The following is an 11,820-nucleotide window of genomic DNA, read 5'->3' as shown; positions in this document are numbered from 1 at the left end:
TCAGCGGCGGATACGGGCCTGAAGGAAGGACACAACATCGGCCACCGGCAGTGCTTGCGCCTCTGCTTCGGAACGACTCTTGTATTCCAGGTTGCCTTCGGCGAGGCCGCGGTCGCTGACCACGATCCGGTGTGGAATGCCGATCAGCTCCATGTCCGCAAACTTGATGCCCGGGCTGGTTTTCTTGTCGCGATCGTCCAGCAGCACTTCGAAGCCGGCCGCCGTCAGTTCGGCATAGAGCTTGTCAGTGGCTTCGCGCACCTGCTCGGTTTCATAGCGCAGCGGTACCAGCGCGATCTGGAATGGCGCCAGGGTGTCGCTCCAGATAATGCCGTTGGCGTCGTTGTTCTGCTCGATGGCAGCAGCCACCACGCGGGAAACGCCAATGCCGTAGCAGCCCATTTCCAGGGTCACTGGCTTGCCGTTTTCGCCCAGCACTTCGCACTTCATCGCCTTGCTGTACTTGTTGCCCAGCTGGAAGATGTGGCCGACTTCGATGCCGCGCTTGATTTCCAGCGTGCCTTTGCCGTCCGGGCTTGGGTCGCCGGCGACGACGTTGCGCAGGTCGGCAACGGTCGGAACCGGCAGATCACGCTCCCAGTTCACGCCGAAGTAGTGCTTGTCGTCGATGTTCGCGCCAATACCGAAGTCGCTCATCATCGCGACCGAGCGGTCGATGATGATCGGCAGTGGCAGGTTCAGCGGGCCGAGCGAACCAGCGCCGGCGCCGATCGCGTCACGCAGTTCGGCATCGGAGGCCATCACCAGCGGGCTGGCCACGCCAGGCTGGTTGGCAGCCTTGATTTCGTTCAGTTCGTGGTCGCCACGAATCACCAGCGCGATCAGCTTGCCTTCTTCTTCGGCGTGGACGATCAGGGTCTTGATGGTCTTTTCAATCGGCAGATTGAATTTTTCCACCAGCGCCGCGATGGTCTTGGTGTCAGGCGTATCGACCAAGCGCAGTTCTTCGGTTGGCGCAGGGCGCGAGGTTTCCCGAGGCACCGCTTCGGCTTTTTCGATGTTCGCCGCGTAGTCGGAACCGTTGCTGAAGACGATATCGTCTTCGCCGGACTCGGCCAGCACGTGGAATTCGTGGGAGCCGGCGCCGCCGATCGAGCCGTTGTCGGCTTCTACCGGACGGAATTTCAGACCCAGACGCGTGAAGATGTTGCAGTAGGCTTCATGCATGCGGTCATAAGTGATCTGCAGCGACGCCTGATCAGCGTGGAAGGAGTAGGCGTCCTTCATGATGAATTCGCGGCCGCGCATCAAACCGAAGCGTGGGCGGATTTCATCGCGGAATTTGGTCTGGATCTGGTACAGGTTGATTGGCAGCTGTTTGTAGCTGCTCAACTCGTTGCGCATCAGATCGGTGATCACTTCTTCGTGGGTCGGGCCCGCGCAGAAATCACGACCGTGGCGGTCTTTGATGCGCAGCAGCTCAGGGCCGTATTCTTCCCAGCGCCCCGATTCCTGCCACAGCTCGGCCGGTTGGGTGCTCGGCATCAACACTTCTAGAGAACCGGCAGCGTTCATTTCTTCGCGAACGATGGCTTCGACCTTGCGCATGACTCGCAGGCCCATCGGCAGCCAGGTGTACAGGCCCGAGGCAAGCTTGCGGATCATGCCGGCGCGCAGCATCAGCTGGTGGCTGATCACGACCGCGTCGGAAGGCGTTTCTTTCTGTGTGGCGAGCAAAAATTGACTGGTGCGCATGGTTGGCCGTTGTCGGTTGCTATGACTGGAAATGACGGAGCAGTGTACCGGCGAGTTTTGCTGACGTACAGAAGTGTGGCCGGCGGAAGGCGCCAGCGGCGGGATTCCTCCCGCCATTGGCGAAGCGTCCTACGATTCTTCGGTGACGGGCGTCGGTGCAGGCTCGGGCGTCGGTGTTTGTCCTTCGCGGCGGCGCTCCTGGAACCAGTGCAGCGCGATCAGTAGCAGCGTCGGCACGCCGAGCAGGGCGGTAATGAGGAAGAAGCTGTGATAGCCGAACTTCTCGACCAGCACGCCGGAATAGCCGCCCATCAGGCGCGGCAGCAGCAACATGATCGAGCTGAGCAGGGCATATTGCGTAGCGGAAAACTTCAGGTTGGTCAGGCTCGACAGGTAGGCAACGAACGCCGACGTCGCCAGGCCCGAGCTGAAGTTGTCGAGGGAAATGGTCACCACCAGCATCTGCAGGTTCGGGCCCATGTCCGCGAGCATGACGAACAGCAGGTTGGTCGCTGCCGAAGAAACACCACCGATAAACAGGATCGGCAGAATGCCGAAACGCACGATCAACAGGCCACCCATGCCGGCGCCGACGAGGGTCATGATCAGGCCGAAAATCTTGCTGACACTGGCGATCTGATCCTTGGTGAAACCCTGGTCAATATAAAACACGTTGGCCATGACGCCCATTACCGTGTCGGACATCCGGTAAGTGGCGATCAGGCCCAGCAGCAACAGCGCCTGCCAGCGATAACGCAGGATGAAGTCATTGATCGGCGTCAGTACCGGCGCCAGTCCGCGCCGGCCCATGGCCGACAGGCACATCCCCGTCAGCAATATGTAGAGGATGGCGCGCAGAAAGGCGCGATCTTCGAGGAGCAGGTCGAGCGGGCTCATGTCGCCAAACAGCACGCCGGCAAAATCCGTGTTGTACAGCTGGGTGAACATCGCCGGCACGGAAACCAGCAAAACGATCAGCACGAACACCGACATCAATTGATGCATGAACGTGTAGCGCCCGGCCTGCAACTGCGTGCGCAGCGGCACCGGTGGTTCGCGCATGAACAGCGTAGTCAGCAGTGCGGGCACCATCAATGCGCCAAACAGTACATAGGTGCCGGTCCACGCCGCGTGCTTATAGTTGAAGCCGGTTGAGCCGAAACCTTCGGCGAAGAACAGCGCGCCGGCGGTGGCGAGCAGGGCAGCAACACGATAACCGGACATGTAGCTGGCGGCGAGGGCGGCCTGGCGGCTGTCATCGGCGATTTCCAGGCGATAGGCGTCGACCGCGATATCCTGCGTGGCCGAGGCGAAGGCGACGACGACGGCAATGGCGATCAGCCAGGACAAATGTTTTTGCGGATCACAGAAGCCCATGCCGATCAGCCCGAGAATCACCAGTGCCTGGGAGAGCACCAGCCAGGAACGGCGGCGGCCGAGCTTGCCCAGCAAGGGCAGGCGCCATTGGTCAAGCAGGGGCGACCAGACCCATTTGAACGCATACGCCAGGCCGATCAGGCTGGCATAGCCAATGGTTTCACGGGCCACGCCTGCTTCACGCAGCCATACGGAGAGCGTCGAGAACACCAGCATGTACGGCAGGCCGGCGGCAAAACCGAGCAACAACAGCACGAGCGTCGAAGGACTGGCATAGGCGGCGAGCGCGGCGCGCCAGGTTTTACGGGGCATGGGCTGAAGTCTGCCTCAAAATTGCGAAAACAAAGCGCGCACTCTAACCGCTGTGCTCTACCGGACGCCAGCCATGGCGCCGAATATCCACACGATTGTTCTGGACGGTGATGCCTTCCATACGCAATCGCGCACGTTGTTCATCACCGGAGGGGCTGCCGACCGGCAGACTGATGCGCCCGCCGGCGCCGAGTACGCGGTGCCAGGGCAGCCTGGTGTCGCCAGGCAACTGGCTCAAAGTCCGCCCGACCCAGCGCGCGGCGCGGCCCAGCCCGGCAAGTTCGGCCAACTGGCCATAACTGACGACTTTGCCTTCAGGCACTTGCGCGAGCGTCGAGTAGAGTGCCGTGCGTCGGATTTGCGCATCATTTTCGACGCTGTCGAGCGGGTCTTTCACGTACGCGGCTCCTGAGCATTGGCGTGATGATGGCGACAAGGGTAATCGCTCGTGGCGCAATTGAGAAATGAACTCAATTGAAATAGTCCGGTCAGTCCTTGTCATGGGCAAAATCCTACGGATAATGCCGACCCTTTTCGCCAACTCCGAGCCCCCGATCTGCTTATGTTCCCCAGAACCCTGTTGTGCCTTGCTGTTTTCAGCGCGTCCACGCCCCTGCTTGCCGACACCGTCTGGTTGAAAAACGGCGACAAGCTGAGTGGCACTATCACGGTATTCGACGGCGGCAAGCTGTTGATCCAGACCAAATACGCCGGCGCAGTGGCGATTGACTGGAAAGAGGTCAAGACCCTCGACAGCGATCAGCATCTGCTGGTGAAGCAGGACGCCTATGCCGGCGAAGTGTCGAAGTCGCTGACGGCGGCCGACGATGGCAAGGTCACCCTGGCCAACGGCGAGGCGCCGAAGACGGTCGAGCTGGCGAGCATTCAGCAGATCCTCAAACCCAAGCCGATCGTCACTGACCTGGTATGGAAGGGCAACGTCGATCTGGCGCTGGACTATCAGCGCGCCGAAAAGGACACCGACGATTACGACGTTGCCTTCAAGACTTCGGCTCGCCATGGCCGCTGGCGGCATACCGGCGAGGGCGAGTACAACCGCGAAGTCCAGGATGCGGAAACCACCACCAACAACTGGCGCGCCGAATACTCCCTCGACCGCTTCCTCACCGATCAGTGGTTCTGGCAGGGACGCATCAACTACAAGCGTGATCACATCGAAGAGCTGGCGCGTCAGCGCGTGGTCGGTACCGGTCCCGGCTACCAGTTCTGGGACGACGAACTCGGCGCGTTCTCGCTGGGCTCGTTGCTTAACCGAACCGATTACGAGTATCGCGATGGCAGCAAGGACAACTTCTACTCCGTCGCGATGAAGTGGGACTACAACCGCTACCTGATCGGCAAGAAGGTCGAGTTCTTCACCAATGGCGAAGTCGGCAAGCCGCTGTCGGGTGTTGCCGATTACGCACTGGATGCCGAGCTGGGCCTGCGCTACAAGGTCACCGACTGGGCTTCGCTCAACCTCAAGGCCGAGCGCGACATCATCAGTGGCACCAACGATGCGGATCTGAACAAGACCCGATATACCGCAGGGTTTGGTGTGGCTTGGTAAAAACACAAACGAAAAATCGCAGCCTTTCGGGCTGCGATTTTTTTTGCCTGAACAAAACAGGCGCCCACAAAAAAGCCCCGCTTTTAAGGGCGGGGCTCTTTTCTAAAGAAGCTACAAGTTAGATAACTTGTACTTCTTCAGCTTGCATGCCTTTCTGACCGCGGGTAGCGATGAAAGAAACCTGTTGGCCTTCTTTCAGGCTTTTGAAGCCGTCGGATTGGATAGCTTTGAAGTGAACGAACAGGTCGTCACCGGATTGTGGAGTGATGAAGCCGAAGCCTTTTTCATCGTTGAACCACTTAACGGTACCGGTTTGGCGATTAGACATGGTGTAACTCCTTGAACAAAGATAACTGCGACTCAGGAAGAACCCTGGCCGAGACTGAGTGCAAAGAGCAGGAAAAATTCTTGTAGATGGTTGGATCGAAATTCAACATATCGTGTAGAGATTCTCAGTGACACAAGCAACACAGTGACGCCACCTTAACCCTTTTTCCGGAACGTGCCAATGTTTCTTGCAAAGGATTCTGTGTTTTAGGGATCGGCGGTGCGACGGTTCGTCGCCACAGCGCGTAAATACGGGGTGTTCGCCGAGAATTGCGTTGCGCACTTTGATCGCGGCGACGCGCCCGGTAAGATGCCGGACAGAATTTTTCCACCTCGCTATTCAGGACAAACCCGCCATGAGCATCAAATCGGACAAGTGGATTCGCCGCATGGCGCAGGAACACGGCATGATCGAACCGTTCGTCGAGCGCCAGATGCGCGGCAGCGACGACAGCCGGGTGATTTCCTACGGCGTGTCGAGCTACGGCTACGACGTGCGTTGCACCAACCACTTCAAGGTGTTCACCAACATCAACTCGGCCATTGTTGACCCGAAGAACTTCGACGCCGGCAGCTTCGTCGACATCCACAGCGACGTCTGCATCGTTCCGCCGAACTCCTTCGCCCTGGCCAGCACCGTCGAGTACTTCCGCATTCCGCGCAACGTGCTGACCATCTGCCTGGGTAAAAGCACCTACGCGCGCTGCGGCATCATCGTCAACGTCACTCCGCTCGAGCCTGAGTGGGAAGGTCATGTGACGCTGGAATTTTCCAACACCACCAACCTTCCGGCGAAAATCTACGCCAACGAAGGCGTGGCGCAGATGCTCTTCCTCGAATCCGATGAAGAATGTGAAGTTTCCTACAAGGATCGTGGCGGCAAATATCAGGGCCAGCGTGGCGTGACCTTGCCGCGTACCTGATCGACCATCCGACGGATGTCGGGAATTCTTTGGCGGGCAGACACTCTATGGGGTGTACTGCCCGTTTTTGTTACACACAGATTCGGGCCTTCACTGAGGAGTGCCCTATGAAGATCGACCCGCGAATCAGCGCTGAACTGGCAAGGCTTGAGCCCAATCAGATAGGCGTTCTGGCTTGGTCGTTACTGGCGAATCCGTCTTTGAGCCTGTCCGGCGGCGTGCCCGGCCAGCCCGATCCCGATACTCCCAACGAACAACCGACCGAACCAGGCGAACCGACCCTGCCGGACGAACCGCCTCCGGCGCCTGTGGCCTGATCCACTGTCATGAATATGGCCCGTCAGTCTGATCGATTTGCGATCTAGCTGACGGGCCATATTTCGTTGTCGCCGATCACGAAGACTTTGCAACTGTCGTCGCGCTCGACCTGATAGCCGCCGGTAAACGCACCGAATGCCGGCATCAGGCTGATGCGCTCACCGAGTCTGAAACAAGCCAGGCGCAGACTCTGCCGACCTTTGCCATGCAGCCGATAGACCGGGTGCACGTGGCCGGCGAGCACGTGCCGTTCCGGATGCGCATCGGGCTCATGCTGCAAGGCAAACGGCCCGAGTAACAGCGGTTCTGGCACCACGCGGATATTCAGCGAGGCCGGCGGGTCGCCTGCGCGTTTGTCATGGTTGCCGCGAATCAGCGTCATCGGCAGGTCAGCGTGGCGCGCTCGCCATTCTGCCAGTGCGTTCAGGGTGGTCGGGACATGTGACCCGGGGCCATGCAGAAAGTCGCCGAGGAAGATCAACTGGCGACACGGCAGCCGCGCCAGCAACGCGTCGATCACCTCGATGTTGCTCGCTGTCGTGCCATGCGGCACCGGCTGGCCGAGGCTGCGATAGGCCGCCGCCTTACCGAAATGCACATCGGCGATCAGCAATGCTTCCTGCGCTGGCCAATACAGCGCTTTCTCCGGCAGCAACCACAACTCCTCACCGGCCAAACGCACCGGGTACGCACTCACGACGATTTTCCGTTATCAGCGGTTTTTTCCAGGTCACCGACCATTCTTCTGATCCTGTCAGCCAGTTTTTCCGAACTCATGCTCTCGCGCATCCGCTCCACCAGCAGCGGAAAGCCCAGCGGGGTAGGACGTTTAACTTGATGCACGTCCAGTTTCATCTGATTGATGCGCTCCAATGTCTGTTCCAAACGACGAATATCCAGCTCTTCGCGTAGGACTTCTTCCCCGGCTTGGGCCAGTAGCAGGTTGTCGGCGTCATATTGTTTGAACACTTGGAAAAACAGGCCACTCGACGCCTGCACTTGGCGGGTGCTTTTCGGTGCGCCCGGATACCCGGCGAACACCAGCCCGGCGATCCGCGCGATTTCGCGGAAGCGGCGCAACGCCAGTTCACCGGCATTGAGGCTGGCCAGCACATCCAGCAACAAGTCATCGGCGTTGAACAGGCTTGCATCGAGATGCGCGGCCCAATCAACCGGCGTGGCGCTGAGCAGTTCCAGGCCGTAATCATTCACGGCAATCGAGAAGGTCACCGGTTGCCGCTGACTGACGCGCCACGCCAGCAGGCTCGCCAGTCCCAGATGCACTTGGCGCCCGGCGAACGGATAGAGGAAAAGATGCCAGCCTTCGCGGGATTTCAGTACCTCGGCCAGCAGATTTTCCGTGGTGGGCAAGCCGGACCAGCGTATCTGCGTCTCCAGCAGCGGCCGCAGCGCGTGCATTTCCGGGCCGTTGAACTGACCTTGAGCAGCGGCGCTGAAGCGCGTCACCACTGCTTCGGCCAGTTCGTTGGATAACGGCATGCGCCCGCCATTCCAGCGCGGCACGGCGGCTTTTTTTGCGGTGCTGCGTTTGACGTAGGCGGTCATGTTTTCCACCCGCACCAGTTCCAGTAGGCGCCCGGCGAAGAGGAAACCATCGCCGGGTTTCAGTCGCGCGATAAAGCCTTCCTCGACGCTGCCCAGTTGTTTGCCACCGCCGCCCTTGCTCCAGAATTTCAGGTTGATGCTCGCGTCGCTGACGATGGTGCCGATGCTCATGCGATGGCGCCGCGCCAGACGCGCATCCGGCACACGCCAGACGCCGTGTTCGTCCGGCTCGACCCGGCGGTAATCCGGATACGCTGTAAGAGACATCCCGCCATGGCGTACGAACGCCAGCGCCCAGGCCCAGTCTGCCGCTGTCAGGTCACGATAAGCCCAGGCACCACGGACTTCTTCGTACAAGTCTTCAGGAATAAAGCCACCGCCAAGGGCCATGCTGACCAAATGCTGGACCAGCACATCCAGCGGCTTGTGCGGTGACAGGCGCGGCTCGATGCGCCGTTGCTCGACGGCATCGCGTGCGGCGACCGCTTCGATCAGTTCCAGGCTGTGGGTCGGCACCAGCGTCACCCGCGAGGTGCGCCCCGGTGCGTGACCGGAACGGCCGGCACGTTGCATCAACCGCGCAACGCCTTTCGCCGAGCCGATCTGCAGCACGCGCTCGACCGGGAGGAAATCCACACCCAAGTCCAGGCTTGAGGTGCAGACCACCGCTTTCAATTGGCCATTCTTCAGCGCCTGTTCGACCCAGTCGCGGGTATCGCGTGACAGTGAGCTATGATGCAGCGCGATCAACCCGGCCCAGTCCGGCCGCGCTTCCAGCAGCGCCTGATACCAGATCTCCGATTGCGCGCGGGTGTTGGTGAACACCAGGCTGCTGGCGCAGGCGTCGAGCTCGGCCACCACCTGCGGCAGCATCTTCAGACCAATGTGGCCGGCCCAGGGAAAACGCTCGATGGCCGGTGGCAGCAGGGTGTCGACTTGCAGGGTTTTTTCGCTTTTGCCCTGAACACTGACGCCGCCGCCCTGTGGGATCAGCACTTGCTCGGCGTGGGATTGATTACCGAGGGTGGCGGAAACGCCCCAAACGATCAGATCGGGCTGCCAATGACGCAGGCGGGCGAGAGCCAGTTGCAGTTGCACGCCGCGTTTGTTGCCGAGCAACTCGTGCCATTCATCGATGACGATCATGCGCAGGGTCGACAACGCCGTGCGCGCATCGGCGCGGGCGAGCAACAGAGTCAGGCTTTCCGGTGTGGTGATCAGCGTCGTCGGCAAGCGCCGGCCCTGACGAGCGCGTTCGCTGCTGCTGGTGTCGCCGGTGCGCAGGCCGATGCTCCACGGAATCTGTAAATCATCCACCGGGCTTTGCAGCGCGCGGGCGGTATCGGCGGCGAGGGCGCGCATCGGCGTGATCCACAGCACTGTCAACGGCTCGGCCGGCGGTTTGCGTTTGCGCGGTGTAGCCACGGGCGGTTGCAGGCGGGCGAAGCGGTTGAGCGCAGCAAACCACACCGCATAGGTTTTACCGGCGCCGGTGCTGGCGTGGAGCAACCCGGATCCGCCGTTTTTCACCGCCGCCCACACCTGTTTCTGAAAGGCGAACGGCTTCCAGTCGCGGGCGCTGAACCAGGTTTTTGCAAAGTCGGGGGATTTCGCCATGCCGGCTGCGTGCGCTCTGGAGGTGTTGTTTCAGAGACCACAGCAACAGACCAAAGGTTTAAAACAACGCGATTCCCTTGTAGGAGCTGACGAGTGAAACGAGGCTGCGATCTTTTGATCTTTGAGGCAGAGTCAAAAGATCGCAGCCTTCGGCAGCTCCTACAGGGGAATTGTGTACGGCATTATTTCAGGTTGCCGCTGAGGAACTGCTTCAGCCGTTCGCTTTTGGGATTGCCCAGCACGTCTTCCGGCGCGCCTTCTTCTTCCACCAGACCCTGATGCAGAAACAGCACCTGATTCGACACCTTGCGCGCAAAACTCATTTCGTGGGTGACCATGATCATCGTCCGGCCTTCTTCGGCCAGACCCTGAATCACCTTCAGCACTTCGCCGACCAGTTCCGGGTCGAGTGCCGAGGTCGGTTCGTCGAACAGCATCACTTCCGGTTCCATCGCCAGTGCCCGGGCGATCGCCACGCGCTGTTGCTGACCGCCGGAGAGAAACGCCGGGTATTGATCGGCGACCCGCGCCGGCAAGCCGACTTTGTCCAGATAACGACGGGCGCGATCCTCGGCTTCCTGTTTGCTGCAACCGAGCACCCGGCGCGGGGCCATGGTGATGTTTTCCAGCACGGTCATGTGGCTCCACAGGTTGAAATGCTGGAACACCATCGCCAGCCGCGTGCGCAGGCGTTGCAGTTCATCGGCGTCGGCAACGTGCATGCCGTGGCGGTCGGTGACCATGCGGATCGCCTGGCCATCGAGGCTCATGGCGCCGTCATTGGGTTGTTCAAGGAAATTGATGCAGCGCAAAAAGGTGCTTTTGCCCGAGCCGCTGGCGCCGATCAGGCTGATCACGTCGCCGGTTTTGGCCTTGAGCGAAACGCCTTTGAGCACCTGATGATCGCCATAGCTTTTGTGCAGGCCTTCAACGGTCAGTTTGTACATGGACGAGCATCCTCAAGGCGAAAGTAGGTAGCCGCTGCGATAGGCCTGGGCGCCCGCGACGTGGGCGATGACCATGCCGGCAGTGGCCATGCGCCGCAGCGAGCGCGCATACAGCAGGCCGGCGGCGGTGCAATGAATGGGGGTGACCTTGTCATGGATCGGGTCGATGATTTCGGCGATCTGCTGGCCGGCCTCCAAGTATTGGCCGGGCGTGGCGCAGTACACCAGCAGGCCGCCGACTGGCGTGGTCACCGGTTCGACCCCGGCCAGCGGCGTGGCCGGGTACGGTAGCGGCGGTTGCGGCTTGGTCTCGCCGACGATGGCATCGAACTGGATCAGATAGTCGATCAGCGCCTGACAATCGCGGCTGGCCAGCGGGTGATTGACGTCGCCCTGACCGCGCAATTCGACGGTCACCGAGAAGCTGCCCAGCGGAATCTCGAACTGCTCACCGAAGCGCTCGCGCAGTTGCCACCAGAGCAGTGTGAAGCATTCGTCGAACGACTGCCCGCCGGAATCGGTAGCGAGCAGGCTGGCCTGGGCTTCCATGTAGCGCGCCAGCGGCTCGACCTGCGGCCAGGCTTCAGGCGTGGTGTACAGGTGCACCACCGATTCGAAGTCGCAGTGCAGGTCCAGCACCATGTCGGCATCGCAGGCCAGGCGTTGCAGGGTCAGACGCTGGGATTGCAGTTGTGTGGTCGGCTTCTGACGGTCGAGGGCACTGCGCAGGTTGGCACGGATCAGTTCGAGGTTGTGCTGCGCATCATCATTGAGTTGGCCTTCGACGGCATTGCCGATTTCTTCGCTGAGGTCGACGAACCAGCGATTGAAGTTCTGCCCGCTCTCCAGGTCGTAACGGCCCAGCGGCACGTCCATCAGCACTTGTTCGAGGCCGACCGGGTTGGCCACCGGCACGAGGACGATTTCGCTGCGCAGGCGGCCGGCAGCTTCCAGCTCGGCCAGACGCTGCTTCAGGTGCCAGGCGACCAGCATGCCCGGCAGTTCGTCGGCATGCAGCGAGGCCTGAATGTACACCTTGCCCTTGGCCTGCTGTGGGCCGAAGTGGAAACTGTGAATCTGCCGTGCGGTCCCCGGCAGCGGGGCCAGCAAGTCATGAATCTGGTGGCGCATTGTTATCTCTTTATTG

11 protein-coding genes are annotated in these 11,820 nt (G+C 60.6%); 3 read left to right on the top strand and 8 right to left on the bottom strand.

Features of this window, described 5'->3' with window-relative positions; translation table 11 throughout:
• The 3 genes from AB4N47_RS17185 to AB4N47_RS17175 form a co-directional block, all read right to left on the bottom strand.
• Window positions 1-1,716 (bottom strand): proline--tRNA ligase, encoded by a 1,716-nt coding sequence (locus tag AB4N47_RS17185; RefSeq protein WP_024011894.1) that lies wholly within the window; start codon window positions 1,714-1,716, stop codon window positions 1-3.
• 129 nt (window positions 1,717-1,845) lie between these two features.
• Complete coding sequence (locus AB4N47_RS17180; RefSeq protein ID WP_024011895.1) at window positions 1,846-3,405, bottom strand: AmpG family muropeptide MFS transporter; 1,560 nt, start codon at window positions 3,403-3,405, stop codon at window positions 1,846-1,848.
• Between the two features lie 43 nt (window positions 3,406-3,448).
• Window positions 3,449-3,802, bottom strand: a complete 354-nt coding sequence (locus tag AB4N47_RS17175) for an MGMT family protein (RefSeq protein WP_071174585.1) — start codon at window positions 3,800-3,802, stop codon at window positions 3,449-3,451.
• 165 nt (window positions 3,803-3,967) lie between these two features.
• Between AB4N47_RS17175 and AB4N47_RS17170 the strand changes: the two genes are divergently transcribed.
• On the top strand, window positions 3,968-4,975 hold the full coding sequence (locus AB4N47_RS17170; RefSeq protein ID WP_024011896.1) for a DUF481 domain-containing protein: 1,008 nt from the start codon (window positions 3,968-3,970) through the stop codon (window positions 4,973-4,975).
• Between the two features lie 118 nt (window positions 4,976-5,093).
• Here AB4N47_RS17170 and AB4N47_RS17165 read toward each other — a convergent pair whose 3' ends face one another.
• A complete protein-coding gene (locus AB4N47_RS17165; protein WP_002554837.1) occupies window positions 5,094-5,303 on the bottom strand; it encodes a cold-shock protein in 210 nt (69 codons plus the stop codon).
• A gap of 355 nt (window positions 5,304-5,658) precedes the next feature.
• Between AB4N47_RS17165 and dcd the strand changes: the two genes are divergently transcribed.
• Both dcd and AB4N47_RS17155 read left to right on the top strand, forming a co-directional pair.
• Window positions 5,659-6,225 carry a dCTP deaminase gene (gene dcd / locus AB4N47_RS17160; RefSeq protein ID WP_460154292.1) on the top strand — a complete coding sequence of 189 codons (567 nt, stop codon included), beginning with the start codon at window positions 5,659-5,661 and terminating at the stop codon, window positions 6,223-6,225.
• Between the two features lie 107 nt (window positions 6,226-6,332).
• Window positions 6,333-6,542, top strand: coding sequence for a hypothetical protein (locus AB4N47_RS17155; protein WP_016771389.1), 210 nt, complete (start codon window positions 6,333-6,335; stop codon window positions 6,540-6,542).
• A 44-nt stretch (window positions 6,543-6,586) separates the two neighbouring features.
• Here the strand turns inward: AB4N47_RS17155 and pdeM are convergent, their stop codons facing one another.
• The 4 genes from pdeM to AB4N47_RS17135 form a co-directional block, all read right to left on the bottom strand.
• Entirely contained in the window at window positions 6,587-7,240 is a 654-nt protein-coding gene (pdeM, locus tag AB4N47_RS17150; RefSeq protein ID WP_016771388.1) for a ligase-associated DNA damage response endonuclease PdeM, read from the bottom strand.
• Entirely contained in the window at window positions 7,237-9,726 is a 2,490-nt protein-coding gene (locus AB4N47_RS17145) for a ligase-associated DNA damage response DEXH box helicase (protein ID WP_341638619.1), read from the bottom strand. Before AB4N47_RS17145 ends, pdeM begins: the two co-directional genes overlap by 4 nt.
• A 182-nt stretch (window positions 9,727-9,908) precedes the next feature.
• Window positions 9,909-10,673 (bottom strand): ABC transporter ATP-binding protein, encoded by a 765-nt coding sequence (locus AB4N47_RS17140; RefSeq protein WP_041478066.1) that lies wholly within the window; start codon window positions 10,671-10,673, stop codon window positions 9,909-9,911.
• A 12-nt stretch (window positions 10,674-10,685) separates the two neighbouring features.
• On the bottom strand, window positions 10,686-11,804 hold the full coding sequence (locus AB4N47_RS17135) for a succinylglutamate desuccinylase/aspartoacylase family protein (protein ID WP_341638620.1): 1,119 nt from the start codon (window positions 11,802-11,804) through the stop codon (window positions 10,686-10,688).
• Between the last annotated feature and the right edge of the window lie 16 nt (window positions 11,805-11,820).

It is taken from the genome of Pseudomonas sp. S3_G06, assembly GCF_054667565.1.
This window is presented reverse-complemented; position numbering and strand designations above follow the sequence as displayed.

Excerpts from the sequence above, each read along its gene's own strand:
- AB4N47_RS17185 (WP_024011894.1), bottom strand. The coding sequence starts at position 1,716 with ATGCGCACCAGTCAATTTTTGCTCGCCACACAGAAAGAAACGCCTTCC.
- AB4N47_RS17180 (WP_024011895.1), bottom strand. The coding sequence starts at position 3,405 with ATGCCCCGTAAAACCTGGCGCGCCGCGCTCGCCGCCTATGCCAGTCCT.
- AB4N47_RS17170 (WP_024011896.1), top strand. The coding sequence starts at position 3,968 with ATGTTCCCCAGAACCCTGTTGTGCCTTGCTGTTTTCAGCGCGTCCACG.
- AB4N47_RS17165 (WP_002554837.1), bottom strand. The coding sequence starts at position 5,303 with ATGTCTAATCGCCAAACCGGTACCGTTAAGTGGTTCAACGATGAAAAA.
- dcd (WP_460154292.1), top strand. The coding sequence starts at position 5,659 with ATGAGCATCAAATCGGACAAGTGGATTCGCCGCATGGCGCAGGAACAC.
- AB4N47_RS17155 (WP_016771389.1), top strand. The coding sequence starts at position 6,333 with ATGAAGATCGACCCGCGAATCAGCGCTGAACTGGCAAGGCTTGAGCCC.
- AB4N47_RS17145 (WP_341638619.1), bottom strand. The coding sequence starts at position 9,726 with ATGGCGAAATCCCCCGACTTTGCAAAAACCTGGTTCAGCGCCCGCGAC.
- AB4N47_RS17140 (WP_041478066.1), bottom strand. The coding sequence starts at position 10,673 with ATGTACAAACTGACCGTTGAAGGCCTGCACAAAAGCTATGGCGATCAT.
- AB4N47_RS17135 (WP_341638620.1), bottom strand. The coding sequence starts at position 11,804 with ATGCGCCACCAGATTCATGACTTGCTGGCCCCGCTGCCGGGGACCGCA.